Source organism: Pseudomonas sp. EA_5y_Pfl2_R50 (assembly GCF_963970475.1).
In the GTDB taxonomy this organism is placed as follows: domain Bacteria; phylum Pseudomonadota; class Gammaproteobacteria; order Pseudomonadales; family Pseudomonadaceae; genus Aquipseudomonas.
This window is the reverse complement of record NZ_CAXAPT010000006.1, coordinates 192,835-218,973: the sequence shown is the minus strand read 5'-3', so window position 1 is coordinate 218,973 and position 26,139 is coordinate 192,835. Positions and strand designations below refer to the sequence as shown.

Below are 26,139 nucleotides of genomic sequence, written 5' to 3'. Positions count from 1 at the left end.
GCCCTTCGCGAGCAAGCCCGCTCCCACATTTGGAACGCGTTCCCCTGTGGGAGCGGGCTTGTTCGCGAAGGCGTCTGCCCAGAAAACAGATGTCTTAGCCCATCAACCCGCGCATCGCCAGAAACAGCAGCGAAGGCCCGAGTAAACACCCAAGCGCGGTGTAGAACGCCGCCGTCAGACAACCATAAGGCACCAGCTTCGGATCGGTTGCCGCCAACCCGCCGGCGACGCCGCTGGACGTGCCCATCAAGCCGCCAAAAATCACCGCACTGCGCGGGTTATTGAGGCCGATCATCGGTGCCACGAACGGCGTCATTACCATCACCAGAATCGCCTTGATCAACCCCGCCGCAATCGACAGCGCCATGACCTCGGAAGTCGCGCCAATCGCCGCGCCGGTTACCGGTCCGACGATGTACGTCACCGCACCCGCGCCGATGGTGGTCAGGCTCACCGCATCGGTATAACCGAACGCCATCGCCACGCCGACCCCGGCGACAAACGACGTGCCGACACCCACAAACAGCGCCAGCACACCCACGAACCCGGCACGCTTGAGTTCATCGACACTGACGCCAAAGGCCGTGGCGACAATCGCGAAGTCACGCAACATCGCACCACCGAGCAAGCCAATGCCGGACAACAACGGAATATCCACCACCCCTTTCTGCCCGCCGGTCAGCGCGCCGCCGACATACGACAGCACCAGTCCCAGCAAAATGGCGATGGCCGAGCCGTGCAAGCGGCCCTTGGTGAAGGTGCTGGACATCCAGTAGGACACCCACATGGTCAGGCCGACAATCAAAAAGCCGCTGATCAAACCGTAGCCGGTGATCACTTTCATCATTGATTCGTACATGGCGCTCACCCCGCAGTCTTGGCAGGAGTGACCGGCGTCGCGTCCTTGTTACCGAGGCGCGTCAGCACCGGCACCAAGGCAAAGGCGATCACCACGGCAAGCGTGCCGGCGAGAATCGCCATCGGCCCGCCCTTCAGCGCGCCATACACGTTTTGCTGCGCGGCCATGGCGACCACGATGGGAATGTAGATAGCGCTCCAGAACTCCACGCCCTGCTCGGTCTTGCCCTTGAGCCAGCCGCTTTTGTTCAGATAACTGCCCAGACCAATCAACAGCAGCATTGCGATACCGACGCCGCCGACGTTGGCCGGCACGCCGATCAGCTTGCCGAGCAGTTCACCGACCCAGATACCCACCAGCGTACAAAAGGCGAGAAACGCCACACCGTAAATAATCATTGTTGTAGTCCTCAAAGTGCATCGTCGAATGTTGTTTTTGTTGTTCGAAGCTTGAGTCGGCGTTTTAGGGTTGGCGGCTTCCCTCCTCACGCAATAGCGCCTGCAAGGTGTCGAGACGCGCACTGTCGAAGGCAGTGACCGTGCCCGATTCGAACACCCGGCGCGCCAGCCCGGTCAGCACCGCACCGGGCGGCAGTTCGATCTGTAAACGCACGCCGCGCTCGTAGGCGCTTTGCACGGTGCCGCGCCAGTCCACCACGCGGCACATGTTGAAGGCGAGGTCGTCGCGCAGCGCTTCTGCTTGGGTCACCGGGCGCGCGCGACTGCCGCTCAGGTAAGCGATTTTCGGGGTTTTCAGTTCGACCTTGGCGAAAGCTTCGGCGAGGGTTTGCGCCGGTTTTTCCAGCAGTGGGCAGTGCGACGGCACACTCACTGCCAGACGTTTTGCCAACCCGGCGCCACGACCGCGCGCCAGTTCAGCCACCGCTTGCATGGCCTTGTCGCTGCCGGCAATCACTACCTGATTGTCGGCGTTGATGTTGGCCAGATACACCGGCGTATCCTCGCTGTGCACCTGCGCCAGCAGCGTTTCGACTGTGGATAATTGCAGGCCGATGATCGCAGTCATGCCGTAGCCCTGTGGATAAGCCTGTTGCATCAACTCGCCTCGCAGGCTGACCAGATGTAGCGCATCGCTGAAGCTCAATGCGCCCGCAATCACTGCTGCTGGGTAAGCACCGATGGACAAACCGGCGACGTAATCTGCTTTGAGTCCGTCCTGCAATAACTGCCGCGATGCCGCGACGCCAGCGATCAGCAGACAAAGCTGAACCGCCCTTGTCGTGCGCAATGCTTCGCTGGAATCGAGCAGCAAAACATCCTCACCAAGCACATCGCTGGCCTCGACCAAGGTCTCGCGGGGCAAACGCTGAAGCATGCCCGCTTGCTGCGCGCCCTGGCCGGGGAACACCAGCAGACTGCTCACGCTGCCTGCTCCTGCGGGTTCCACGGGTCAGTCACCAAACAGGCCTGATACTCGTTTTTCAGCAGCACGCGTGCCGATCCGCTGGCCCATTCACGCAATGCCACAGCACCGAACGGCGTCTGCATTTGCATATCGACCCGACACACCGCCTGATCGAAAACCGCGACCAGTTGGCGTGCCTGATGGCGGGTGATCATCTGCGCAGTACGCAGAATCAGATCGAGATCACTGGCCGCGTGCATCGCTTTAAAACCGCTGGCCAATTCAAACCCGACACTGCCGCTGACACCCCAGACCCAACCGCAATCATCGAGCATCGGCCGCAGTTGTTTGAGCGCCTGCATGACCGGCAGATCGCGCGCGCAATCAACATGACAAAGCGCCTCCGGGCTGACCCGACAGGCAATCGAATCGATTGCCATCAACCCCGCCAGCCGTTGCTCGCGCAATACGCCGCGCACACCGACCGCGACAAAACCGTCTGCACTCAACGCCCGGCGCACCACCACCGGTTGCCCGGCGGCCAGCGAGTCGACGGCCCACAGCGGCGCATCCGCCGGCAGCTGCGCCGGGGTCATGCCCCAGAGCAGGTCGTGGGCCAGCGGCGCGTTCACCACTGCGCCCTCAGCAGTTCACGTACACGGCTGGAAGCAGCACGATTTTTTGCGCCGAGGCGATTACCCAAGTCAGTACCGGCGATATCGCCGATGGCTTGTTTGAGGCATTCGTTCACCCGTGCCAGATCATCCGCCGTCGGCTGCTCAATCTGCTCAACCGACAAGGTTTCCCAGAGCAATCCGAGGCTGGCGTAGCTGTCGATGTCATAGGCCATCGGCGGCACACTGGCGGCCAGTGCTTCCAGCTCTTCGACACTGCGCAAGGTCACCCGCGCCGCCGACACCTTGCCCATCGCATGCACCATCACGCCCGGATCACGCAGCGCGATCAGCCGGTTGGCCTGATAGCCATGAGCGAGAAACGCCCCCGACATTGCCTTGCCCACTAACAGCGCAATCACCGGATGCCCGGCCAGACGCGCGCGGGCATAGCTGTCCGCTGCGCCGGCCAACGCCTGATGAATACCGAGGGCTTCTTCGCGCCGACCGTAAGCCTGGCTCGGCACATCGACGATGGCGATGATCGGGCGCTTCTGTGCGTTGTCGCGGTCGGCAGTGATTGCGTCATCCACAGCCTTGGCCAGACCCCAACCTTCAAGCAAACCGACTTCGCCATTGCGAGCACGCGGGAAGCGATTGTGCGGGTCAGCGACCACGGCGATGAAACGGCCCAGCTCACCGTCAGCAACCTTCAACGAGGCCGGCAGCCCTTCAACCGCCACAGCGCCCGCGCTCAAGGCGTTGAACCAGTTCAAACCGCGCAATGAATAACCGCTCATGAGCGCTCTCCTTGATACAGATCGCGAACCACCGACGGTTCGATTTGCGGGTCAGTGTTCAGATTGCTGAGCCGTTGCAGAAACCATTCGGCACGTTGGCTGCGCGGTTGCTTTGGCAAACCTTGCTGGAGCAATTCGCCGACCTGCTGACGGATCTTCGCCGCGTCATCGGCAACATAACGATCCACCAGGCCACTGGCAAAACGCTGCTCGCCACCGGTCAGGCTCCAGATGAAAGGCCGGTCGCGGGAATCGTATTCCTCGATCCCGGCTTCCTGTTCAATCACCTGCGGGCCGTTCAAACCAAGTCGTGCTTCCTGAGTCACCAGCAAATAGCTGCACAGTGCCGCCGCAATCGACATGCCGCCGAAACAACCGACGCTGCCCGCGACCACACCGACCACCGGTTGGTACTGCTGCAAATCGACAATCGCCGCATGAATATCAGCAATCGCCGCCAGCCCGAGATTGGCTTCCTGCAAGCGCACACCACCGGTTTCCAGCAACAACACTGCGCGCGTCGGAATACCTTTGCGGTTGTCTTCAGCCGCCAGCTCCAGCGCGCCGGCAATCTTCGCCCCGCCGACTTCGCCGAGGCTGCCGCCCTGAAATGCACCTTCAATCGCGGCAATGACTACCGGCAAACCGTCGAGACTGCCCTTGGCGATTACCACGCCGTCATCGGCCTGCGGCACCACGCCCTGACGTTCGAGCCACGGCGACATCACCCGCTGAAACGGATCGAGCAATTCACGAAAACTGCCGGCATCGAGCAAGGCTTTTGCCCGTTGCCGCGCGCCGAGTTCGACGAAGCTGTGTTTGTTGAGCAACGCTGCGCTGTCAGTCATGGCCGATCTCCTCGAAACCCTGTTCCAGCCGCAACCGCACCACCCCCGGCGTCGCGCCGAAATCATGGATATCGATGGCCATGGCCGGCGGCGTGGTGCCGTCGAACATCCGCGCAAACAGATGTTGCCAGCGTTGTTCGGCGCCATTGACCGAAGTCTGCACATTGATCGTCAGCTTGCCGGCCAGGCCCGGTTCGATCAGCACTTCCAGATCACCCGAGCCGACACAACCGACCAGCGCGCGACCACGTGGCGGCTGCCCGGCGGGGAATTCAAACGATAGGGTTTCCATCAAAACGCTCCCTGAAGGATGCCGTCGCGCTCGATACGGTCGAGCAGCAGCGTGGCGGCGAGCAAGTCGGCGGCGCCACCGGGCGAGGCATTCAATGCGATGAGTTGTTGATCCAGTTCGTGCAGGCGACGACGACCGCTGAGGCTGGCGCTGCAACCGGCGTCGAGCACCGCTTGCGCGCCGGACTGCATGGCGTGCAGGCCCTCTTCACCGGCGCGGTAGAGCACGCAGGTGTCGGCCAGATTCGTCATGATCGCGAGCAAGGCGTCGAGCCGGGCGTTCTGTTCGCCGTGGCCGTTGGCGCGGCTGCGCTTGAGTTGCGGCAGGCCGCGTTGCAGCACCGAAGGGAAGCCCAGTTGCGCTTCTTCTCGGGCACCGCGTGCGCCGTAACGCAGGGCGACTTGGGCACCGTGGCTCAAGGGTTTGGGGGCGTGGCGGTCATCCAGCAAGGCCAGACGTGCGGCGCGCAGGGAAACGGCGTTGACGCTGGAGGATTGCGGTTCCAGCGCAGCGGCCGTCACCAATAGACCCAATGCCCAGATTGCACCGCGATGCGTGTTCACGCCGTTGGTGGTGGCGAGCATGGCGTGTTCGCCTTCGCGACCGATCCGGCCAATCGCTTCGCGCAACGGCAAACCGACTTCGCCACTTTCCATTGCCGCGTCGGCCATTTCCTTGAACGCCGGCCACAACGACAACGCCGACGCGTGCATCAGGCCCAGGTGCAAATCGGTGTGCGCGCCATTGCCGCGACGGTCGACCAGTGCCGGTTTCGGCGACAGATCGGCTTCGTCGATCAACGCATCCACCGCCAGATCAGCCAATCGATCAGCCAGGGACAGCGGTTTCGCTTGCAGGTTGAATGCGTGCATTACCAGCTCCTGAATTTGGCGGGCGGGTTGTACAAGCCGCCGGACCACTCGACCAGATCGGCCACGCTCTTCGCCGCGAGCAGTTCGCGGGTGGCGTCGGTGCGGCGGATGCCGAGGTCTTCGGGCAAGGCGATCAGGCCTTCGCGGCGCATGCGTTCGGTGTCTTTCGGGTTATGGCGCAGGCCGATGGCGGTGACGCCGGCGACCGCGGCGATCATCGCCTGGCGTTCTTCCAGCGAGCGTGCCTTGTACAGGTAGGCGATGCCTTCTTCGGTGAGCAGGTGGGTGACGTCGTCGCCGTAGATCATGATCGGCGCCAGCGGCATGCCGCTTTTCTTCGCCACTTCCACGGCGTCGAGGGTTTCGACGAAGGTCGGTTTGCCGCCCTCCTGGAACGTCTCGACCATTTGCACCACGAGTTTCTTGCCGCGTTCGAGCATCGGTTGCTGCGAGTCATCATGGCGCATGTCCAGCCACGCCGGAGTGCCGTGACGGCGACCGCGCGGGTCGTGGCCCATGTTCGGCGCACCACCGAAACCGGCGAGGCGGCCACGGGTCACGGTCGAGGAATGGCCGTCGCCATCGACCTGCAACGTCGCGCCGATAAACAGATCCACCGCGTACTGCCCGGCCAGTTGGCAGAACATCCGGTTGGAACGCAGCGAGCCGTCGCGGCCAGTGAAGAACACGTCCGGGCGCGCGGCGATGTAGTTTTCCATGCCCAGTTCAGTGCCAAAGCAATGCACGCTTTCGACCCAGCCGCTTTCAATCGCCGGGATCAGCGTCGGGTGCGGGTTGAGCGTCCAGTTGCGGCAGATCTTGCCTTTGAGGCCCAGCGATTCGCCGTAGGTCGGCAGGATCAGTTCGATGGCGGCGGTGTTGAAACCGATGCCGTGATTGAGCGACTGCACGTTGTGTTTTTCGTAGATGCCGCGAATCGCCATCATCGCCATCAGCACGTGCACAGGCTTGATGTGGCGCGGGTCACGGGTGAACAACGGTTCGATGTAGAACGGCTTGTCCGCCACCACCACGAAATCGACCCAGGAGGCGGGAATGTCCACGCGAGGCAGCTCGCTGACGTCGTCGACCAATTGATTGACCTGGACGATGACGATGCCGTCGCTGAACGCCGCCGGCTCGATCAGTGCCGGAGTGTCTTCGGTGCTGGGGCCGGTATAGATGTTGCCGGCGCGGTCGGCCATGAACCCGGCCGAGAGCACGACGTTGGGGATCAGATCCACCACCAGCCGGGCGTAGAGTTCGATGTAGGTGTGAATCGCGCCGACTTCCAGCAGGCCGTCTTCAAGCAACTGGCTGATGCGCAGGCTCTGGGTGCCGGCGAAGGAGAAGTCGAGCTTGCGGGCGATGCCGCGCTCGAACAGGTCGAGGTGCTCGGAGCGGCCGACGCTGGGCATGATCATGTGCAGGTCGTGGAGCTTTTCCGGGTCGGCTTTGGCCAGCGAACGCGAGAGGAAATCCGCCTGCTTCTGGTTGTTGCCCTCCAGCACCACACGGTCGCCGGGATGAATCAGCGCTTCGAGCGCGGCGACGATCCTGTCGGTGGGCAACACCACACCGTCGGCCAGCCCGCGCACCTTGTCGAGGCGGCGCTGCTTCTCATCGCGCCGCCGCGTCCAGCGCGAGTCGGGGGAAATTGTTGTTGTCATGCTCACTCCACGGGTTCGCTGTCGTGGAGCCAAGGTAGGCGTGTGGGGTGGGGGCATCAATCAAGCGCGGTGGCGAATCATTACGCTCAGCGTAACGATCAAGAGCGCCCTCACCCTAACCCTCTCCCGGAGGGAGAGGGGACTGATTGGGGGATGCTCAAGGGATACGCCGACCTGATCGTGCTTTACCGAATCCATAATCGACTCGGTTTTTCAGGGCGATGTATAGCGCAAAACGCCTCGGTCGGCCCCCTCTCCCTCTGGGAGAGGGCTGGGGTGAGGGTTGGCTTTTAAGTCACTCCGTCGGCACCAACTTGTCCAACACACGATTCACAGCCATCTCCGCCACCATCACCACTTGCGCAATACCCTGCAGGGTCTTGCGGTGCGTACCTTCCACCGTTGCCGCGTGATTATTGAGCATCACCGTAGCCGAGCCGAGAGTTTCGCTGGCGTCGGCGAGCAGGGATTCGGTGTCGGCATTGGGGTTGGCCATGTACAGCGTGTTCGGGGTGTAGGGCGTGGCCATGAGGTCGGCGCTGGTCGGACCGAGGTAATGGTCGAGGGCGCGTTCGGCGGCTTCGTGGAATTTCTTTGAGTCGGGGGATTCGTAGGGGGATGCCGGGTCTGCGAGCGGGGGGTTAGGCGTTGGTTTAATCATCTTCAGGTTCCGAAATTAAGCTGGAACCGCTTCTCTGCTAAAAGAAGGGGTGGCAGCTGAACGCAGGTTAGCAGACCGGGGAACCTAAGGAAGCCGGCGCGCCGAAGCGCCCTGCGCACAGCCGCCATCGAATGCAGGCGCGAGCCTGACGATGATGTATGTGCACCCTTAGATTAACCACGGGCTGCTAAACCCGATCACTGGGAATCAGTGACGGAATCAAGTTACGCAGCCAGCCCAAGGCGCACAAGCCGGCGGATTCTGGTGCATGCGTAGGCAGTGGCGCAAGGATTTGTAGGCCAGGGAGCCGTAACACCGGGTGTCTTTAAACAACGCGACTAGAAGGCGTTTATTGCGCACAGAGATTGAGGATTTGTCTGTCGGATTATGGTGTGGCGACTGGCGCTTTCGCGAGCAGGCTCGCTCCCACGGGGGATCTGTGTTCACTGAAGATCAAATGTGGGAGCGAGCCTGCTCGCGAAGAGGCCAGCCAGAACACTGAAGACTCTGGATCAATGGACCAGCCCCGCATCCACCAACAACTTCTCCAGCCCAAGCAAGTCAGGCACCTTCGCCACCTGCTCCCCGACCTGCACCGCCGCCTGCTCCAGCCCACACAACGGCACATCGACATAACTCAGCTGGCTATCGAGCTTGTACGAACGCGGAATCCCCTGCACCAGCAGGGCAATGAACTTCAGCTCCGGCAACCCGCCCAGCGCATTCAAAATCACGATCCGCGCCCGCTCGCCAATGACGATTTTCTGCCCGCACGCCGACTCGAAACTCAGCAGTGGAATATGCCGCTCACGCCAGCTCACACGCCCCAGGTACCACGGTGGCGTATCCAGATCGAACGCGCTGGCCTGATAGTCGATCAGCTCAGCGACGGCGACGTTGGGCAGGATCAGATTGCGATCCGCCAGCGGCAGCAACAACCCGGTGAGTTGGCTGGTGCGCGGATTGTGCCAGCGCTCATGCATGTTTCTTGCTCCAGTGGGCAATGCTTTCGAGCAGCACCGATTCCTGGTACGGCTTGCCGAGGTAGTCGTTGACGCCGATGGCCATCGCGCGGTCGCGGTGTTTCTGGCCCGTGCGCGAGGTGATCATGATGATCGGCAGGTGTCGCAGGCGTTCGTCCTGGCGCACCTGGGTGGCGACTTCGAAGCCGTCCATGCGCGGCATTTCGATGTCGAGCAGCATCAGGTCGGGCATGTGTTCTTCGAGCAGCAGCATGGCGTCGACACCGTCCTTGGCGGTCAGCACGTTCATGCCGTGGCGTTCGAGCAAACGACTGGTGACCTTGCGCACGGTGACCGAGTCGTCGACCACCATCACCAGCAGCGGTTTGTGCGGTTCGCTGTCGATCTCCGGCAGCGTCGGCGGCGCCTCAATCCGTGCCTGCATCGCGCGGATCGGCGCGAGCAAATCAAGAATCAGCACCACGCGGCCATCACCGAGAATCGTCGCGCCGGACACGCCCTGCACCGTCGCAAACTGTGCGCCGAGGCTCTTGACCACGATCTCGCGCGTGCCGGCCATCGCGTCGACCAGCACCGCAATGTGCCGGTCGTTGTAATGCACCAGCAGCACCGGCAACGGCAGGTTCTGCCCGAGCAGTTTTGGCCGGGGTGCGGTTTTCAGCAGTTCGCCCAGATAGCACAGCTCATAGGTCTGGCCGCCGTACTGGTAGCGCGGCGGGTCAACGCGCAAGTGAGCTTCGAGGTCATTCGGCAACACACGGACGATGCCTTCGATGGTGTTCAGCGGAATCGCGTACTGATCCTCGCCGCACTGCACCATCAACGCGCGGTTGACCGACACGGTGAACGGCAAACGGATGCGAAAATGCACGCCCTGCCCCGGCACCGAATCGATGCTCATGCTGCCGCCGAGTTGCCGCACCTCTTCGTGCACAACGTCCATACCGACGCCACGCCCGGAAATCTGCGTGATCTTTTCCGCCGTGGAAAACCCCGGCTGAAGGATGAACTGCAACACATCGCGGTCGCTGATCTCGGCGTCCGGCGCGAGCAGGCCACGCTTGATTGCCTTGCGCCGCACGGCCTCCAGAGGAACCCCGGCGCCGTCGTCGCGGATGTCGAAAACGATGTCGCCGCCCTCGCGGGACAGGTCAAGGCTGATCTGTCCTTGCGCCGGTTTACCTGCCGCCAGCCGTACTTCGGCAGACTCCAGGCCATGGTCGACGGCGTTGCGCAGCATGTGTTCCAGCGGCGCGGCCATGCGTTCGAGGACGTTGCGGTCCATCTCGCCTTCAGCGTTGCCGACGACGAAGGCGACGTCTTTGTTCAGTTCTTCGGCGACCTGGCGAACGATACGCTTGAGGCGCGGCAACATGCGCTCGAACGGCACCATGCGCGTGCGCATCAGGCCTTCCTGCAATTCAGTGTTGATGCGGCCCTGTTGCTGCAACAGGTTCTCGGCGTCGTGGTTACGGCGGTCGAGGGTTTCTTTCAGATCGAGCAAGTCGGAGGCGGATTCGAACAGCGCTCGCGACAGTTGCTGCAACTGCGAATGACGATCCATTTCCAGCGGGTCGAATTCTTCGTAGCCGAGGCGTTCGGCGTCGACCTGCTGACGGCTGAGAATCCGCCCCTGGGTTTCAGTGTCGAGACGGCGCAGCTGATCGCGCATCCGCTCGATGGTGGTTTCCATCTCGTTCAGGGCAACCTGTGCATCGTTGACCTGTTGCTCGATCCGGCCACGGACAATCGAGGTTTCGCCGGCCAGGTTGACCAGTTCGTCGAGCAGTTCGGCGGAGACCTTGACCATGTCCGCGCCAGCGTCGGCAGCCGGCGGCGCTGCTTCGGTCTTGACCGGAACAGGTATCACTGGCGGCGCTTGCAACGTCACCGGGTGGCTGAAATTCTGGATCGCATTGATCAACCGATCCGCCGGCGGACACGGTTGCCCGGCGCGCACACCATCAAGCATTTGCGCCAACCGGTCATGACCGCGCTGCACCAGCGCAAACAACTGCGCCGAGGGCTGCAACGCGCCAGTGGAAAGGCTTTCGTAGAGGTATTCCAGCTCATGGGCAAGATCGCCAATCGGGCCGATCTCGACCATCCGCGCGCCGCCCTTGAGGGTGTGCAAATCGCGCAGCAGGGTTTCCACTTCCTGACGATTGCCCGGCTCGGCCTGCCAGCGCACCAGTGCGGCGCCGGAGTTTTCGATGATGTCGAAACCTTCTTCGAGGAAGATTTCCAGCAGTTCCGGGTCGTGCCCGGCGCCAGCGTGATCCGCTGCGGGCGACGGCGCCTCAGGGCAGGCGTGGCCCTGCCGATGCTGGCGAATCGTCTCGATCAGATCCGCGGCCGCCATCAGCGGCTGATGGTTTTGCAGTTGATCGAGCAACAGCGCCAGACGCTCATGACTCCTGAGCAGCAACCGCCCGAGGGCATCGCTGTGGCTGTAGCGGCGATCCACCAGACCTTCGTAAAGACTTTCCAGCTCTTGGGCCAAATCACCGATGGCGTCGACGTCGGCCATGCGCGCGCCACCCTTGAGGGTGTGCAGGTCGCGCTGCAACGACGACAGCGGTGCGCCGTTGTCCGGGTCGCCGAGCCAGCGCTGCAGGGCCTGACCGGCGCTGTCGAGGATGTCCACCGCCTCTTCGAGGAAAATCTCGACGATCTCATCGTCCGGCCCGCTGACGGCAGCGTTTTGCGCCAGCTCGGCAGTCGCGGCGCCCAGTTCGTGGATGCTCAGGGTACGGCTGCCGTCGCTGCGAATCAGACCCATCGACGACGGGTCGAGACTCTCATCGAGCAACTCGTGCAGGGCACGAATCCGCGCCGGTTGCGGGGTGACTTCCTGGCCGGCAGCCAGTTCGTCGAGCATATTGATCAGGGCTTCGTGGGCGTTCTGCGCTTCCTGGAAAAACCGTTCGCTGACCGCCAGGCTGCTTTCCTCGACGGCGCCATACAGGTCGAGCAAGGCTTCGCACAACACATCGACCGGCTGCAGATCCGCAAGGTGTGCGCCTTCGCCCAGGGTGGTCAGTTCATCCAGCAGCGCGCTGAGTTCCTGGCGCTCGCCGGGGTGTTGCTGCCAGCGCTGCAAGAGGTTCTCGGCGTCAAGCAGGATGTCCATGCCCTGGGCGAGGAAGTTGTTGATCAGTTGTGGATCGCGCTTGATCCGCAGGCCGGTTGCCGGTGCATTGAGAACCGATTCCAAGCGTTCGGCGAGCAGGCTTTCGGTACGTTTGATCAGCGACTGCGCGCCGACAATCGGCGCCAGCGGATCATGTTTGAGCTGGCGCAGACCAACACGGAACAGGCCTTCTGCCTCCAGCAGCAACTCCATTTCGTCGAGGTCCAGCGGCAACTGGTGCGCCTTGAACTCGCGCGCCAGTTGATCGAGCGGCGCGGCCAGTTCGGCAATCGGCAACACACCGGCCATCGAAGCACTGCCCTTGAGCGTATGCAGGGCGCGCTGCAACTCGTCACTGGCCGGCAGCGGCACATGTTCGGCGGCTTGATCGAGGTACCGATTGAGGCTGGCGAGGTGGGTTTCGGCCTCGTTGCGGAAGATCTCCAGCAACAGTGGATCGAGCGCCGCCACATCGTCGACGTCTTCGGCAGCCAGCGGTTCATCACCCTTGGCCAAGGCATGGGCGCGGGCGGCGAGCTGATCGACATCGCTGCGCTGACGCTGTTGCCCGGTGGCGAATTCACTGATCAGTTCGGGCAGCAACAGCACCGTGTCAGTGAGCAATTGCTGCACCACCGAGCCGGGCTCGATGCTGTGTTCGAGCACGCGGTTGAGCAGGTTTTCCAGCGCCCAAGCCAGCTCACCAAGGATCAGCGCGCGGACCATGCGCCCGCTACCCTTCAAGGTGTGGAAGGCGCGGCGCAGTTCGGTCAGTGCTTCGCGATCCTGCGGGTTGGTGCTCCAGCGCGGCAGGTTTTCATGAAGGGCTTCGAGGACTTCGTCGGTCTCTTCGAGGAACACTTCGCGCAGCTCATCATCCACCGGCGCCTCATCGGCCGGCGGCGGCTTCAGGCTGCCGGGGGTGATCAGCGCGGGCGGATTGACGGCTGACACCGGGCTGGCCAACACGTCGGCCAACGACTGCACGATGTCCGGATCGTCCAGTGCCTGCATGTCTTGCATCACCAGTGCCTCGCCGGGGCTGAGGACATCTTCAAGCACCGGCACGCGGTGTTCGTTGAGCGGCTCGTCAGGAAAGAAACCGAGGCTGGCGAGGCTCTTTTGCGCGACGTCGAGCAACGGCTCGCTCGGCGCCTGCGGATCGTCGCTCAGGCGCTCAAGGTAATATTCGAGGCTGCTGATGACGTCAGCCAGATGATCCAGTTGCTCCCAACCCGGCTCGTGCGGGTCAAGCAGCAAATGTTCACGGATGAAACTGTTGCACGCCTCGACCAGACTCGCCGCTCGCGCCAGTGGAATCATCGCCAGTGCACCGCGCACCTGGGTCAGCAGGGCCGGCAACGGTTGCAGATGCTGGCGATCCCAATCGGCGTCGATGTAGTCGACGATCATGTCCTTGGCCTGTTGCAGGCAGATGCGTGCTTCCTTGATCACGATCTGGTGAATCTGCGTCAGGTCGGTGGTCGGCAGGCGCGTGTCTTCCGGGCTTTCCGGCTCGACCGTGCCGACCATCCCGGCCAGCGTCGCTTCGACGTAGAGCAAGGCGCCGGCGACGTCCATCAGGATCGCGTCGTTGGGTTCGCGCTGGCCCTGGGCGAGGCTGAGCACCACGGCCAATTGATCGATGATCACTTTGCGCGGCTGGCCGAAACCGAGCACCGCGAGGGTGTCGGCGATCTGCCGCAGCGGCGCGAGCAGGCTGTCCAGATCCGAGGTGTGCTGGCGGTCGCTGCGCACGAACAGGTCAAGGCGTTCCTTGACCCGCACCAGCTCTTCGCACAGCGCCGCCAACACCGAGCGCATCGCATCGCGGTCGGGGCCGGCCAGGCGCGCGCGTTCTTCATCGACCATCGCGCTGTCGGGCAACGCGTCGTCCAGGGAGTAGCGATCTTTCATGGTCAGCATCTGCCCGGTGGGATGTTCGGCTTTGGCAATATAGAACAACAGGCTTTTCAAAAGCTCGGGCGGCGGCGCCTGATTGAGCCCGCACATGCCCTGTTCGAGCAGGCGCTTGAGCTCTTTGTCGGCGTCCTTGAACAGGCTGCGCAGCGCCGGGCTGTTGGCAATGGCGCCTTCGCGCATGCCTTCGACCAGCGCTGAAGAAATGTGCCACAACGGGCTCAGGGGCGAATCGCCGCTCAGCGCTTCAAGCCTGGCGAAGACTTTCGTCAGATAGCCAAGGTGTGTCTGGTCATCCTGCTCACGCAGCAAACCCACCAGGGCCATTTGCAGCATCTGGCGTAACTTGCGCAACACGTTCGCCAGCTCTGCCGGCGCAAGCGATGTCAGCGCTGCGCCGTTCAAGGGCGGCAACTCGGGCAATTGCGGGCTGAACAGACTGGTCTCCGAGAGCAGGCTTTCGCCGCGCGCGCTGCGCAGATCGTTGATCAGTGGCAGCACCACCAACGGCAGGTCACGCCGGGCGCTCTGTACGCGGTCAAGGTAGATCGGCAGTTGTCCGAGCGCTTGCAGCAGAAGGTGAAGCGCTTCTTCGCGATGGCTGACGCGCTCGCGCTGCAGGGCCTGGACCAGATGTTCCATTTCTTCGGCGAGCAACGCTGCGCCGTAGAACTCGACCATTTGCAGGCTGCCGTGGACTTGATGGATGTACGCCAGGCACTCGTCCAGCCCGGGGAAGACCTGCGGGTCATCAAGCACCGATTCAATCGCCTGATGCGCCTGTTTCAGCGTTTCGGCAATTTCGCCTTTGACCCATTCGAGGGCCACGTAGTCATGCCCATCACCCATAACCGCTCCGATCACACTTTCTCCGCCGCCGGCAAGGTGAAGCCGGACACCGAACGGCGTAACTGACTGGCCATTTTTGCCAGGTTGCCGATGCTCTCGGCGGTGGCGGTCGAGCCGGACGACGTCTGCGAGGTGATCTGCTGGATCACGTTCATCGTCAGGGAAATCTGCCCGGCCGAAGACGTTTGCTGCTGCGCGGCATTGGAGATGCTCTGGATCAGCGCCGCGAGGGTCTTGGAGACGCCTTCGATTTCTTCCAGGGCCACACCGGCATCCTGCGCCAGTCGCGCGCCGCGCACCACTTCAGTGGTGGTTTGCTCCATGGAAATCACGGCTTCGTTGGTGTCGGTCTGAATCGCTCGCACCAGGGTTTCGATCTGCCGGGTGGCGGCGGACGAACGCTCGGCCAGACGCTGCACTTCGTCGGCGACCACGGCAAAACCGCGCCCGGCATCCCCGGCCATCGACGCCTGAATCGCCGCGTTGAGGGCGAGGATGTTGGTCTGGTCGGCAATGTCATCGATCAGGCTGACGATGTCGCCGATTTCCTGCGACGACTCGCCAAGTCGCTTGATGCGTTTGGCGGTGTCCTGAATCTGTTCGCGAATATTGTCCATGCCGTGGATGGTGTTGTGCACCACCTCGTTGCCCTTGTTGGCGATTTCCACGGAACGCTCGGCCACCGCCGAGGATTCGGCAGCATTGGCTGAAACCTGATCGATGGATTCGGCCATGTCGCTGATCGCCGTCGAGGCTTCGGAAATCTGCTGGGCCTGATGCTCCGAAGCCTGGGCCAGATGCATGGCGGTGGCCTGGGTTTCCTGCACCGCAGCGGCGACCTGGCCGGCGGTGAGGTTGATCGTCGCGACCAGATCACGCAGTTGGTCGACGGAGTAGTTGATCGAGTCGGCGATGGTGCCGGTGAAGTCTTCGGTCACCGAGGCGGTCACGGTGAGGTCGCCGTCGGCGAGGTCTTCGATTTCATCGAGCAGGCGCATGATCGCGTTCTGGTTGCGTTCGTTCTTCTCGGCGGTTTCACGCAACTGGCGGTTGGTTTCCCGAACCATCACCAGACCGATGAGGATAATCGAGGCCAGCGCCAGCAGACCGAGGACGTAACCGCCGATGGTGTCGGTGTTGCGCCCTCCGGCCAGGTTTTCGAAACCGGTGGCCAGATGCGAGGCTTCGTCGAGCAGGGTTTGCGAGAGGCTGAAGATATTGGTCGCCGATTCGCGAACCTTGAACAGCTCCGGCGAGGTTTCGAGGATTTCATCGACCGAGCCGGAGACGAACTGGAACAATTCGGAAATTTCACTCAACCGCGCGCGGGCGTCGCGGTCTTCGACCTGGCTGATTTTCAGCGCCGGATTGCCTTGCAGCATGCCGTTGAGCACTTGACCGAAACGCGTGGCATCACGGCCGAAGGCATCGGCGGCCTGCTGCGAGTTTTCGTCGCCGGCGAGCACGGTGTTGACCGCACCGAGGATGCGTTCGGCGAGTAGCGATTGCCGCTGGGCCACGGCTACCTGCGCGGCCGGGGCGCCGCGCTGGAGGAGGATTTCGACGACTTTTTCGTATTCGATCTGCAACTGCGGCACGGTCTCGGCCAGCGTCGCGGCGACTTGATGCAGCGACAGCACGGTTTGTTCGCTGGAGAGAATCGCGTCGGTGTTTTTCAGCAGACGTTCCCAATCGAGCTGCACCGCGCGCATTTCCGGGCGCACGGTGGCCGGCGCTGGGGGCAGGCCGGTGGCCGGGTCGCCCTTCTTCAGATAACCCCAGCGCTGGGCGAAATCGTTGCGCGCATCGCTGAGCAGCTTGAACGCGGCAGCCTTGCCGGCGGCGGCTTCGGTGGCGTTCTTGGCGATGCGTTGCGAGAGCACGCGCAGCTCACCGGCGTGGCCGATGTACTGTTTGTCGTAATTCGCCTGGGTGTTGAGATACGCGAAGTTGGCGAACAGCAGCATGATGAACACGATCAGTGCGATAAACAGCACGATGATCTGCGAGCGACTGCGCGATCCTTCCGCCGGCTTGCCTGTTTTTGCTTTTGTCATCGGTTCTCGCCTATGAAACCTGCCACGGCCCAATGTGGGAGCGGGCTTGCTCGCGAATGCGGTGGGTCAGCCAGCACCAACCCTGAATGTCAGACCGTATTCGCGAGCAAGCCCGCTCCCACAGGGGATTTGTGTTGTTTCGACTAAATTGCGACGCTCATGAACACCGGGGATTTGGCCAGTGCAAACAGGCTGAACACCCGCCAGTTCTGCTCACGGCGGAAATAGCCTTTGACGAACTCGGCCTTCGACCCCTGGCGCTTGCTGAGCGACAACGGTTCGAAGCTGTCCTGCTCGAAATGCTGCAAGCCGATGACTTCATCGACCATCAACCCGGCAAACACCTCGCCATGCTCGACCACCAGCACCCGCCGCTGTTTGCGCAGCGGCGATAACTCGTGGCCGAAGAACCCGCACAGATCCATGATCGGCAGCAGCCGCCCGCGCAGGTTAGCCACACCCTTGACCCATGGCTTGACCCCGGGCAACTGAGTGAAGCGCGGTTCGTGCAGCACTTCGCTGACTTCCCCCATCGGCGCGACGTACCAGTGTTCGCCAAGGCGAAAACCGATACCGCTCCAGCGATCCTGACGCGCCGGTTGCGACGGCAGGTCCGCCGCCAGCAAGCGGCAGCGCTGGTCGATTTGCCAGAGCAGTTCGAATGCGGTCAGCGATTCGCTCATGGTCGCGCGGTCAGCCTTTGAGCACGTTGTTCAAGGTTTTGATCAGGGTGTCTTCGTCGACCGGTTTGGTCAGGTAGTCCTTGGCGCCCTGACGGGTGCCCCAGACCTTGTCGGTTTCCTGATCCTTGGTGGTGATGATGATCACCGGGATGTGACTGGTGTCGGCATCCTTGGTCAACTGGCGGGTCGCCTGAAAACCGTTGAGGCCGGGCATGACGATGTCCATCAGCACGGCATCGGGTTTTTCCTGACGGGCCAGGGCCACGCCATCGGCGCCGTTTTCGGCCTTCAGCACTTCATGGCCGTGCTTTTCGAGCATGCCGGTCAATTTGTACATTTCAGTCGGCGAATCATCGACGATCAGGATACGTGCCATGGTTTTCCCCATTTTTCTTGTCGACTCCCGGCCCGCTGGCCGAGGGTCACTGTACGTGTCTTACTGCGGCAAAACGGCGGCAAAGCCCGGAACATGGGCCTGAATCGCATTGAGCAGTTCTTCCTTGCTGAAAGGCTTGGTCAAAAATTGATCAGATCCGACAATGCGCCCCTTGGCCTTGTCGAACAGCCCGTCCTTGGACGACAGCATGATCACCGGCGTGGCCTTGAACGCGCTGTTGTTCTTGATTAAAGCGCAGGTCTGATAACCATCCAGACGCGGCATCATGATGTCGACAAAAATGATTCCGGGGTGGTTGTCGGCGATCTTCGCCAGCGCGTCGAAACCGTCAATCGCCGTGATGACTTCGCAACCCACATTTTTCAACAACGTTTCGGCTGTTCGACGAATCGTTTTCGAGTCGTCGATCACCATGACCTTCAAGGCGCTGGACTGCTGTTCCATAAGAGGGTTCTACCGTCGCCTTTGCGAATCAATTTGTCCGTTTTGCGATTATCAAATGCTCGAAACCCTTGATGTTCAAGGGCCAGCACGGCATGACAGCCTTTTTAGCACAGTCTCCAGATGCAATCTATCGACGGGTTTTTCCTTGACCGAAAACCCGCCCGGCGCCACTCTGGCGGCACTTTTTCAATACCGATCCGGTAGCCAATTTTCGAGGAAAACCCAATGAGCGTTCGCGTCGGGATTGTCATGGACCCTATCGCCAGCATCTCCTATAAAAAGGACAGCTCGCTGGCCATGCTGCTGGCCGCGCAGAAGCGCGGCTGGGAACTGTTCTATATGGAACAGCGCGACCTGTATCAGGGTGAAGGTCAGGCACGGGCGCGCATGAAGCCGCTGAAAGTCTTCGCCAACCCGGAAAAATGGTTCGAACTGGACGCCGAGCAGGACAACCTGCTGAGCGATCTGGACGTGATCCTGATGCGCAAGGATCCGCCGTTCGACATGGAGTTCGTCTACTCCACCTACCTGCTCGAGCAGGCCGAAACCGCTGGCGTGCTGGTGGTGAACAAGCCGCAAAGCCTGCGCGACTGCAATGAAAAGCTGTTCGCCACGCTGTTCCCGCAGTGCACGCCGCCGACCATCGTCAGCCGTCGCGCCGACGTGCTGCGTGAATTCGCTGCAAAACACGGCGACGTGATCCTCAAGCCGCTGGACGGCATGGGCGGGACCTCGATCTTCCGCCACCGCGCGGGCGACCCGAACCTGTCGGTGATCCTGGAAACCCTGACCGCGCTCGGTGGCCAGCAGATCATGGGCCAGGCCTACCTGCCAGCGATCAAGGACGGCGACAAACGCATCCTGATGATCGACGGCGAGCCGGTGGATTACTGCCTGGCGCGGATTCCGGCGCAGGGCGAAACCCGTGGCAACCTCGCCGCCGGTGGCCGTGGTGAAGCGCGTCCGCTGACCGACAAGGATCGCTGGATCGCCGCTCAGGTCGGCCCGACACTGCGTGAGAAAGGCCTGCTGTTCGTGGGTCTGGACGTGATCGGTGAGCACCTGACCGAGATCAACGTCACCAGCCCGACCTGCATTCGTGAAATCGACAACGCTTTCGGCACTGACATCGGCGGCATGCTAATGGATGCCATCGCCAAGAAGCTGCAAGCCTGACGGCAAGCTACAAGCCGCAAGCCATGAGCTACAAGCTTTTACTTGCAGCTTGCAACTCGAAGCTTGCAGCTGCTTCTCTGCAGCTTGTCGCTTGCCGCTTCAAGCTTGCAGCTAAAAACCAACATTGCGTTATCATGCCGTGCCTTTAAAAACGCGATGTTGGTTTTTCTGTCATGACCCTCCCGTCCGATCTGCCCGCTGAACTCGCCCACCGTGGCGTGCGCCCGGCCGATCGCCTCGGATTTACCCTGTTTCTCGCGGCGCTGATCCATTTGGCGCTGCTGCTCGGCGTCGGCTTCACGATGGTCGAGCCCAAGCAAATCAGCAAAACCCTGGAAATCACCCTCGCTACCTTCAAGAGCGAAAAGAAGCCGCAGAAGGCTGATTTCCTCGCGCAAGAGCATCAGGAAGGCAGCGGCACGCTGGACAAGAAGGCGATCCCCAAGACCACTGAGGTGGCACCGTTCCAGGACAATCAGGTCAAGAAAGTCACCCCGCCACCGGCCGCCAAGCCGCAAGTGCAGGAAGCCGCGCCCAAGGCAGCGGTGACTACGGTTGCGCCGAAGCCGAAAAAAGCGCCGACCAAGAAAGAAGAAAGCAAAACCGAAGTCAAACCGACAGTCGACGCGCCAGAGTTCGACAGCTCACAGCTGTCCAGCGACATCGCCAGCCTCGAAGCCGAACTGGCCAAGGAACAACAGCTGTACGCCAAGCGCCCGCGCATCCACCGCTTGAGCGCGGCGTCGACCATGCGCGACAAGGGTGCCTGGTACAAGGACGACTGGCGCAAAAAGGTCGAGCGCATCGGCAACCTCAATTACCCCGAAGAAGCACGGCGCAAGCAGATCTACGGCAATCTGCGCCTGATGGTTTCGATCAACCGCGACGGTTCGCTGTATGAAGTGCTGGTGCTGGAATCGTCCGGCCAGCCGCTGCTGGATCAGGCGGCGCAGCGCATTGTCCGACTGGCGGCGCCGTTTGCGCCGTTTACCGGGGATTTGTCGGATATCGACCGTCTGGAAATCATTCGTACCTGGAAATTTGCTCGCGGCGACAAGCTCTCGAGCAATTGAATACACCATAGACCGCTCCCACAAGGGGACTGTGATGTTGTCAGTATCTCCAGCTTGTCAGTTCGCCCCCCGAACGCCACACTAGCGCACATGAAAAACGTCAGCCCCAGCTACCTCAAGCATCAATTCCTGATCGCCATGCCCCACATGGCCGACCCGAACTTTGCCCACACCTTGACCTACATCGTCGAGCACACGGCCAATGGGGCGATGGGGATTGTGGTCAACCGACCGCAAGAGCTGAATCTGGCCGACATTCTGGAGCAACTGCGCCCGGACATTGACCCGCCAGCACTGTGCCAGCACGTGCCGATTTTTATCGGCGGGCCGGTGCAGACCGATCGCGGTTTTGTCCTGCACCCGGCGGGGCAGACCTTCCAGGCCACCGCGCAACTGGACGGCGATCTGGCCCTGTCGACCTCGCAGGATGTGCTGTTCGCCATCGCTGACGGCGTCGGCCCGGCGAAAAGCCTGATCGCTCTCGGTTATGCCGGTTGGGAAGCCGGGCAACTGGAAGCCGAACTGGCCGACAACGCCTGGCTGACCTGCCCGTATGACGCCGACATCCTCTTCAACACCAGCAGCGAGCTGCGCCTCGAAGCGGCGGCCAGGCATCTGGGGATCAACCTCAGCCTGCTGACCAGCCAGGCAGGTCACGCCTGATGGCCCTGCGCCTGATTCTCGGCTTCGACTACGGCACCAAGCAGATCGGCGTTGCCGTCGGTCAGGTGATCACCGGCCAGGCTCGCGAGCTGTGCACCTTGAAGGCACAGAACGGCGTGCCGGACTGGAACCAGGTCGAAGCACTCATAAAGGAATGGAAACCTGACGCCGTCGTCGTCGGTCTGCCGCTGAACATGGACGGCACGCCGAGCGACATGTGTGTGCGCGCGGAAAAATTCGCCCGCCGCCTCAATGGCCGCTTCAACCTGCCCTTCTATACCCACGACGAACGCCTGACCACGTTTGAGGCCAAGGGCGAGCGTCTGGCCCGTGGTGGCCAGAAAGGCAGTTACCGCGACAACCCGGTGGACGCCATCGCCGCCGCTCTGCTGTTGCAGGGCTGGCTCGATGAAAACACAGCATTGTTTGAATCCTGACAAGCGCTTCGGCGCTTTTCTTTTGAGTGAAAAACCGAGTCGCGTCCAAGGACCCGACTCGCCCCCAACAAGGAGCAACCATGAGCCTGCCAAATCCCGCCGATCTGATCAGCCAGATGGCAACCCGCCTCAAGGCGCACCTTGCCCAGCGTGAAATCACTGAACCGCGTTACATCGGCATCCGCACCGGCGGCATCTGGGTCGCGCAGGCTCTGCTCAAGGAACTGGGCAGCGATGCGCCACTGGGCACACTGGACGTGTCCTTCTACCGCGACGACTTCAGCCAGAACGGCCTGCACCCGCAAGTGCGCCCGTCCGCCCTGCCCTTCGAGATCGAAGGCCAGCATCTGGTGCTGATCGACGACGTGTTGATGAGCGGCCGCACCATCCGCGCCGCCATGAACGAATTGTTCGATTACGGCCGCCCGGCCAGCGTGACCCTGGTCTGCCTGCTGGACCTGGATGCCGGCGAGCTGCCGATCCGCCCGAACGTGGTCGGGGCGACCTTGTCGCTGGCTGCCCATGAACGGGTGAAGCTGTCCGGCCCCGAGCCGCTGACGCTCGAACTGCAAGACTTCAACCTTTAATCCGCCCTATTGAGAGTCCCCCTCGCGATGACGCCTCTAGATACCAAGCGCCCGCTGCAGCTCAATGATCAGGGCCAGCTGCGCCACTTCCTCTCGCTCGACGGCCTGCGCCACGAGTTGCTGACGGAAATCCTCGACACTGCCGACTCGTTCCTCGAAGTCGGTGCCCGGGCGGTGAAGAAGGTCCCGTTGCTGCGCGGCAAGACCGTGTGCAACGTGTTCTTCGAGAACTCGACACGCACCCGCACCACCTTCGAACTCGCGGCCCAGCGGCTGTCGGCGGACGTGATCACCCTGAACGTGTCGACCTCGTCGGCGAGTAAAGGTGAAACCCTGCTCGACACCCTGCGCAACCTCGAAGCCATGGCGGCCGACATGTTCGTCGTGCGCCACGGTGATTCCGGCGCCGCGCACTTCATCGCCGAACATGTCTGCCCGCAAGTGGCGATCATCAACGGCGGTGACGGCCGGCACGCGCACCCGACGCAGGGCATGCTCGACATGCTCACCATCCGTCGACACAAGGGCGGTTTCGAAAACCTCTCGGTGGCCATCGTCGGCGACATCCTGCACTCGCGGGTCGCACGCTCGAACATGCTCGCGCTGAAAACCCTCGGTTGCCCGGACATCCGCGTGATCGCGCCGAAAACCCTGCTGCCGATCGGCATCGAGCAATACGGCGTGAAGGTTTACACCGACATGACCGAGGGCCTGAAAGACGTCGACGTGGTCATCATGCTGCGCCTGCAGCGTGAACGCATGACCGGTGGCCTGCTGCCGAGCGAGGGCGAGTTCTATCGCTTGTTCGGCCTGACCACCGCGCGTCTGGCCGGGGCCAAACCGGATTGCATCGTCATGCACCCGGGGCCGATCAACCGGGGCGTGGAAATCGAGTCAGCGGTGGCCGACGGCCCGCACTCGGTGATCCTCAACCAGGTGACCTACGGCATCGCGATTCGTATGGCCGTGCTGTCCATGGCCATGAGCGGGCAAACCGCACAGCGTCAATTCGAGCAGGAGAACGCCCAGTGAAGCTCAGCATTCTCGGCGCACGCGTCATCGATCCAAGCAGCGGCCTGGATCAAGTCACCGACATTCACGTTGAAGCCTGCAAGATCGTCGCCCTCGGCGCGGCCCCGGCCGGTTTCAGCGCAGTGGAAACCATTGATGCCCAAGGCCTTGTCGCCGCGCCTGGCCTCGTTGATCTGAACGTCGCCCTGCGCGAGCCGGGTTACAGCCGCAAAGGCTCGATCATCAGCGAAACCCGTGCAGCGGCTGCCGGCGGCGTGACCAGCCTGTGCTGCCCACCGAAAACCAAACCGGTGCTCGACACCTCTGCCGTCGCCGAACTGATCCTCGACCGCGCCCGCGAAGCCGGCAACACCAAGGTGTTCCCGATTGGCGCGCTGAGCAAAGGTCTGGACGGAGAGCAACTGGCGGAACTGGTGGCGCTGCGCGACGCGGGTTGCGTGGCGTTCGGCAACGGTCTGGAAAGCTTCCGCAACACTCGCACGCTGTGCCGGGCGCTGGAATACGCGGCGACTTTCGACCTGACGGTGATTTTCAACTCGCAGGATCATGATCTGGCCGAAGGTGGCCTGGCTCATGAAGGTGCTGTCGCCAGTTTCCTTGGTCTGCCGGGCATTCCGGAAACCGCTGAAACCGTGGCATTGGCCCGGGATCTGTTGCTGGTCGAACAGACCGGCGTGCGCGCCCACTTCAGCCAGTTGACCAGCGCGCGCGGCGTTGCCCTGATTGCTCAGGCTCAGGCCCGAGGTTTGAAGGTGACGGCGGATGTCGCGTTGTATCAGCTGATTCTGACTGACGATGCGCTGATCGACTTCAGCAGCCTCTATCACGTGCAACCACCGCTGCGCACCCGTGCAGATCGCGACGGCCTGCGCGAAGCGGTGAAGTCCGGCGTGGTTTCGGCGATTTCCAGCCATCACCAGCCGCATGAACGCGACGCCAAACTGGCACCGTTCGGCGCAACCGAGCCGGGCATCAGCAGCGTTGAACTGCTGCTGCCATTGGCGATGACGCTGGTTGAGGACGGGTTACTGGATCTGCCAACTCTGCTTGCGCGCCTGAGTGCAGGCCCGGCTGAGGCGCTGCGCCTGCCGGCGGGCAAACTGGCGGTGGGCGGTGCGGCGGATATCGTCCTGTTCGATCCGAAGGCTTCGACGGTGGCGGGTGAGAACTGGCTGTCGAAGGGTGAGAACTGCCCGTTCATCGGGCACAGTCTGCCGGGTGTGGTTCGCTACACCTTGGTGGATGGGCGGATCAGCCACCAGGCTTGATACCCCGTCGCCTGCATTCGCGAGCAAGCCCGCGCCCACAAGGATCACCGCGAATCCTGTGGGAGCGGGCTTGCTCGCGAAGACTTACTGGAAAGCACCTCTGTTCTGGGCGTTGCGCAACGACACCTGATCGTTCAGCGTCCAGAAGTCATACAGCACGCCAAGAAAGAACAACCCGCCCGTCAGCAGATACAGCAGTCCGCTGATCCACTTGCCCTGATACATACGGTGTACGCCGAACACCCCCAGAAACGTCAGCAGAATCCACGCTACGTTGTATTCGAGAGGCCCGGCGTTAAAACGCAGGTCCGCCTCGCGATCCATTGCCGGGATCAGGAACACGTCGATCAACCAGCCAATGCCCAGCAAACCGAAGGTGAAAAACCAGATCGTTCCGGTCACCGGTTTGCCGTAATAGAAGCGATGAGCACCGGTAAAGCCAAAAATCCACAGCAGGTAGCCGATGATCTTGCTGTGCGTATCCTGCTGTTCAACAAATTGTCGATAGGGGTTCATGAAGACCTCGAATCACTCGATAGATAAATATTCTTGAATTCTTTGTGACTTTTTTACAGGTAGCCGACGTATGGCAAATGTTACCGTTGCTACCGTCAAAGCCTTATAACACCTGACTTGTGTCCGACAATTGCGTCCATTTGCCGCTTATTTGGTTCCGTTGGCAGCCAAGTGAATCGACCAACGGCCTCGGAATGAAAAAAAACTCTGTTATAAAGTTGCGCGCTATCACTGAAGAGCCACGCCTAATGCGACCATTTTTCAAGACATGGCTAACCATCTGCCTGTTAATGCCACTGGCCGCCCACGCCACCAATCGTGAGCAACGTCTTCCTAACGTTAACGGCTTTACCCCTAAATCCCATGCTTCGGCTCCATCGAGCAAAAGCAGCAAAAGCAAAACCACCACGCTGAGCAGCAAGGGCCACAGCAAGCTGGTGCCACCGATGGCGAGCAAGGAAAGCAGCAACGTCCTCAGCCGTGCGGTGAACGTCCTCGGTACGCCTTATCGTTGGGGCGGCAGCAGCCCAAGTAAAGGTTTCGATTGCAGCGGTCTGGTGAAATACGCGTTCAACGACGCCACCTTCGACCTGCCACGCACTTCGAACGCCATGGCCAGCGGTCACGGCGAGAAAGTCGAGCGCAAGGACCTGAAACCGGGCGACCTGATTTTCTTCAACATCAAGAGCCGTCGGGTCAACCACGTTGCCATCTACCTGGGCAACGACCGCTTCATCCACGCCCCGCGTCGTGGCAAAGCGGTGAGCATCGACACGCTGAACAAGCCCTACTGGAAACAGCATTACGTTGTTGCCAAGCGTGTGTTGCCCAAAGAACAGAGCCAGATGCGCGTGGTTCAGCGTTGAGCTGACTGATCCTCAGGCTGCATCGCCAGCACTGAAGCCTTCGCGAGCAAGCCCGCTCCCACACAATCCCCTGT

At 61.8% G+C, this 26,139-nt stretch carries 25 protein-coding genes; 8 read left to right on the top strand and 17 right to left on the bottom strand.

Annotated elements, in window-relative coordinates:
* Positions 1-94: 94 nt before the first annotated feature.
* From madM to pilG, 16 genes are all read right to left on the bottom strand, one after another.
* Entirely contained in the window at positions 95-859 is a 765-nt protein-coding gene (gene madM / locus AACY19_RS12780) for a malonate transporter subunit MadM (protein WP_339450618.1), read from the bottom strand.
* Positions 860-864: 5 nt separating this feature from the next.
* Entirely contained in the window at positions 865-1,257 is a 393-nt protein-coding gene (gene madL, locus AACY19_RS12775) for a malonate transporter subunit MadL (RefSeq protein WP_339450616.1), read from the bottom strand.
* 64 nt (positions 1,258-1,321) lie between these two features.
* Positions 1,322-2,242: a malonate decarboxylase subunit epsilon gene (gene mdcH, locus AACY19_RS12770; RefSeq protein WP_339450614.1), complete on the bottom strand. Its 921-nt coding sequence runs from the start codon at positions 2,240-2,242 to the stop codon at positions 1,322-1,324.
* The gene (locus tag AACY19_RS12765; RefSeq protein ID WP_339450612.1) at positions 2,239-2,859 is read right to left on the bottom strand and encodes a malonate decarboxylase holo-ACP synthase; all 621 of its coding nucleotides are present in this window, start codon (positions 2,857-2,859) and stop codon (positions 2,239-2,241) included. The genes mdcH and AACY19_RS12765 overlap by 4 nt, the downstream gene beginning before the upstream one ends.
* Positions 2,853-3,638, bottom strand: coding sequence for a biotin-independent malonate decarboxylase subunit gamma (gene mdcE / locus AACY19_RS12760; protein WP_339450610.1), 786 nt, complete (start codon positions 3,636-3,638; stop codon positions 2,853-2,855). The genes AACY19_RS12765 and mdcE overlap by 7 nt, the downstream gene beginning before the upstream one ends.
* A complete protein-coding gene (locus AACY19_RS12755) occupies positions 3,635-4,486 on the bottom strand; it encodes a biotin-independent malonate decarboxylase subunit beta (protein WP_339450608.1) in 852 nt (283 codons plus the stop codon). Before AACY19_RS12755 ends, mdcE begins: the two co-directional genes overlap by 4 nt.
* Positions 4,479-4,778 carry a malonate decarboxylase subunit delta gene (locus tag AACY19_RS12750; RefSeq protein WP_039767948.1) on the bottom strand — a complete coding sequence of 100 codons (300 nt, stop codon included), beginning with the start codon at positions 4,776-4,778 and terminating at the stop codon, positions 4,479-4,481. Before AACY19_RS12750 ends, AACY19_RS12755 begins: the two co-directional genes overlap by 8 nt.
* Complete coding sequence (locus tag AACY19_RS12745) at positions 4,778-5,650, bottom strand: triphosphoribosyl-dephospho-CoA synthase (protein ID WP_339450604.1); 873 nt, start codon at positions 5,648-5,650, stop codon at positions 4,778-4,780. The genes AACY19_RS12750 and AACY19_RS12745 overlap by 1 nt, the downstream gene beginning before the upstream one ends.
* Positions 5,650-7,320 carry a malonate decarboxylase subunit alpha gene (mdcA, locus tag AACY19_RS12740; RefSeq protein WP_339450602.1) on the bottom strand — a complete coding sequence of 557 codons (1,671 nt, stop codon included), beginning with the start codon at positions 7,318-7,320 and terminating at the stop codon, positions 5,650-5,652. The genes AACY19_RS12745 and mdcA overlap by 1 nt, the downstream gene beginning before the upstream one ends.
* Before the next feature lie 295 nt (positions 7,321-7,615).
* A complete protein-coding gene (locus AACY19_RS12735; protein WP_339450600.1) occupies positions 7,616-7,981 on the bottom strand; it encodes a DUF6124 family protein in 366 nt (121 codons plus the stop codon).
* Between the two features lie 512 nt (positions 7,982-8,493).
* A complete protein-coding gene (locus AACY19_RS12730) occupies positions 8,494-8,964 on the bottom strand; it encodes a chemotaxis protein CheW (protein WP_339450598.1) in 471 nt (156 codons plus the stop codon).
* Entirely contained in the window at positions 8,957-14,866 is a 5,910-nt protein-coding gene (locus AACY19_RS12725; protein WP_339450596.1) for an Hpt domain-containing protein, read from the bottom strand. Before AACY19_RS12725 ends, AACY19_RS12730 begins: the two co-directional genes overlap by 8 nt.
* A gap of 11 nt (positions 14,867-14,877) precedes the next feature.
* Entirely contained in the window at positions 14,878-16,923 is a 2,046-nt protein-coding gene (locus AACY19_RS12720; RefSeq protein ID WP_339450594.1) for a methyl-accepting chemotaxis protein, read from the bottom strand.
* 143 nt (positions 16,924-17,066) lie between these two features.
* Complete coding sequence (locus AACY19_RS12715; RefSeq protein WP_339450592.1) at positions 17,067-17,606, bottom strand: chemotaxis protein CheW; 540 nt, start codon at positions 17,604-17,606, stop codon at positions 17,067-17,069.
* 10 nt (positions 17,607-17,616) lie between these two features.
* The gene (gene pilH, locus AACY19_RS12710; protein ID WP_007913674.1) at positions 17,617-17,982 is read right to left on the bottom strand and encodes a twitching motility response regulator PilH; all 366 of its coding nucleotides are present in this window, start codon (positions 17,980-17,982) and stop codon (positions 17,617-17,619) included.
* A 60-nt stretch (positions 17,983-18,042) separates the two neighbouring features.
* The gene (gene pilG / locus AACY19_RS12705; RefSeq protein WP_259497264.1) at positions 18,043-18,447 is read right to left on the bottom strand and encodes a twitching motility response regulator PilG; all 405 of its coding nucleotides are present in this window, start codon (positions 18,445-18,447) and stop codon (positions 18,043-18,045) included.
* A 225-nt stretch (positions 18,448-18,672) separates the two neighbouring features.
* Here pilG and gshB point away from each other — a divergent pair, with 225 nt between their 5' ends.
* The 7 genes from gshB to AACY19_RS12670 all read left to right on the top strand — a co-directional run bounded on the left by gshB (position 18,673) and on the right by AACY19_RS12670 (position 24,683).
* Positions 18,673-19,623 carry a glutathione synthase gene (gene gshB, locus AACY19_RS12700; protein WP_339450588.1) on the top strand — a complete coding sequence of 317 codons (951 nt, stop codon included), beginning with the start codon at positions 18,673-18,675 and terminating at the stop codon, positions 19,621-19,623.
* Positions 19,624-19,796: 173 nt separating this feature from the next.
* Positions 19,797-20,696: an energy transducer TonB gene (locus AACY19_RS12695; RefSeq protein WP_339450586.1), complete on the top strand. Its 900-nt coding sequence runs from the start codon at positions 19,797-19,799 to the stop codon at positions 20,694-20,696.
* A 90-nt stretch (positions 20,697-20,786) separates the two neighbouring features.
* Positions 20,787-21,359 carry a YqgE/AlgH family protein gene (locus AACY19_RS12690; RefSeq protein ID WP_339450584.1) on the top strand — a complete coding sequence of 191 codons (573 nt, stop codon included), beginning with the start codon at positions 20,787-20,789 and terminating at the stop codon, positions 21,357-21,359.
* Positions 21,359-21,796, top strand: a complete 438-nt coding sequence (ruvX, locus tag AACY19_RS12685; protein ID WP_064589634.1) for a Holliday junction resolvase RuvX — start codon at positions 21,359-21,361, stop codon at positions 21,794-21,796. Before AACY19_RS12690 ends, ruvX begins: the two co-directional genes overlap by 1 nt.
* Before the next feature lie 80 nt (positions 21,797-21,876).
* Positions 21,877-22,383, top strand: coding sequence for a bifunctional pyr operon transcriptional regulator/uracil phosphoribosyltransferase PyrR (pyrR, locus tag AACY19_RS12680; RefSeq protein WP_034153653.1), 507 nt, complete (start codon positions 21,877-21,879; stop codon positions 22,381-22,383).
* A gap of 27 nt (positions 22,384-22,410) precedes the next feature.
* The gene (locus AACY19_RS12675; RefSeq protein ID WP_339450580.1) at positions 22,411-23,415 is read left to right on the top strand and encodes an aspartate carbamoyltransferase catalytic subunit; all 1,005 of its coding nucleotides are present in this window, start codon (positions 22,411-22,413) and stop codon (positions 23,413-23,415) included.
* Positions 23,412-24,683: a dihydroorotase gene (locus AACY19_RS12670; RefSeq protein ID WP_339450577.1), complete on the top strand. Its 1,272-nt coding sequence runs from the start codon at positions 23,412-23,414 to the stop codon at positions 24,681-24,683. The genes AACY19_RS12675 and AACY19_RS12670 overlap by 4 nt, the downstream gene beginning before the upstream one ends.
* An 84-nt stretch (positions 24,684-24,767) precedes the next feature.
* Here the strand turns inward: AACY19_RS12670 and AACY19_RS12665 are convergent, their stop codons facing one another.
* Positions 24,768-25,199, bottom strand: a complete 432-nt coding sequence (locus AACY19_RS12665; protein ID WP_339450576.1) for an NINE protein — start codon at positions 25,197-25,199, stop codon at positions 24,768-24,770.
* Positions 25,200-25,447: 248 nt separating this feature from the next.
* On the opposite strand from AACY19_RS12665, the gene AACY19_RS12660 reads away from it, so the two are divergent.
* The gene (locus AACY19_RS12660; protein WP_339450574.1) at positions 25,448-26,065 is read left to right on the top strand and encodes a C40 family peptidase; all 618 of its coding nucleotides are present in this window, start codon (positions 25,448-25,450) and stop codon (positions 26,063-26,065) included.
* Positions 26,066-26,139 lie beyond the last annotated feature (74 nt).

Coding starts and splice junctions, on each gene's coding strand:
- pilH (WP_007913674.1), bottom strand. CDS start 17,982: ATGGCACGTATCCTGATCGTCGATGATTCGCCGACTGAAATGTACAAA.
- AACY19_RS12675 (WP_339450580.1), top strand. CDS start 22,411: ATGACGCCTCTAGATACCAAGCGCCCGCTGCAGCTCAATGATCAGGGC.
- pilG (WP_259497264.1), bottom strand. CDS start 18,447: ATGGAACAGCAGTCCAGCGCCTTGAAGGTCATGGTGATCGACGACTCG.
- ruvX (WP_064589634.1), top strand. CDS start 21,359: ATGGCCCTGCGCCTGATTCTCGGCTTCGACTACGGCACCAAGCAGATC.
- AACY19_RS12755 (WP_339450608.1), bottom strand. CDS start 4,486: ATGACTGACAGCGCAGCGTTGCTCAACAAACACAGCTTCGTCGAACTC.
- AACY19_RS12730 (WP_339450598.1), bottom strand. CDS start 8,964: ATGCATGAGCGCTGGCACAATCCGCGCACCAGCCAACTCACCGGGTTG.
- AACY19_RS12665 (WP_339450576.1), bottom strand. CDS start 25,199: ATGAACCCCTATCGACAATTTGTTGAACAGCAGGATACGCACAGCAAG.
- AACY19_RS12690 (WP_339450584.1), top strand. CDS start 20,787: ATGAAAAACGTCAGCCCCAGCTACCTCAAGCATCAATTCCTGATCGCC.
- mdcE (WP_339450610.1), bottom strand. CDS start 3,638: ATGAGCGGTTATTCATTGCGCGGTTTGAACTGGTTCAACGCCTTGAGC.
- AACY19_RS12750 (WP_039767948.1), bottom strand. CDS start 4,778: ATGGAAACCCTATCGTTTGAATTCCCCGCCGGGCAGCCGCCACGTGGT.
- AACY19_RS12735 (WP_339450600.1), bottom strand. CDS start 7,981: ATGATTAAACCAACGCCTAACCCCCCGCTCGCAGACCCGGCATCCCCC.
- pyrR (WP_034153653.1), top strand. CDS start 21,877: ATGAGCCTGCCAAATCCCGCCGATCTGATCAGCCAGATGGCAACCCGC.
- gshB (WP_339450588.1), top strand. CDS start 18,673: ATGAGCGTTCGCGTCGGGATTGTCATGGACCCTATCGCCAGCATCTCC.
- madL (WP_339450616.1), bottom strand. CDS start 1,257: ATGATTATTTACGGTGTGGCGTTTCTCGCCTTTTGTACGCTGGTGGGT.
- AACY19_RS12745 (WP_339450604.1), bottom strand. CDS start 5,650: ATGCACGCATTCAACCTGCAAGCGAAACCGCTGTCCCTGGCTGATCGA.
- mdcA (WP_339450602.1), bottom strand. CDS start 7,320: ATGACAACAACAATTTCCCCCGACTCGCGCTGGACGCGGCGGCGCGAT.
- AACY19_RS12720 (WP_339450594.1), bottom strand. CDS start 16,923: ATGACAAAAGCAAAAACAGGCAAGCCGGCGGAAGGATCGCGCAGTCGC.
- AACY19_RS12715 (WP_339450592.1), bottom strand. CDS start 17,606: ATGAGCGAATCGCTGACCGCATTCGAACTGCTCTGGCAAATCGACCAG.
- madM (WP_339450618.1), bottom strand. CDS start 859: ATGTACGAATCAATGATGAAAGTGATCACCGGCTACGGTTTGATCAGC.
- AACY19_RS12660 (WP_339450574.1), top strand. CDS start 25,448: ATGCGACCATTTTTCAAGACATGGCTAACCATCTGCCTGTTAATGCCA.
- AACY19_RS12725 (WP_339450596.1), bottom strand. CDS start 14,866: ATGGGTGATGGGCATGACTACGTGGCCCTCGAATGGGTCAAAGGCGAA.
- AACY19_RS12695 (WP_339450586.1), top strand. CDS start 19,797: ATGACCCTCCCGTCCGATCTGCCCGCTGAACTCGCCCACCGTGGCGTG.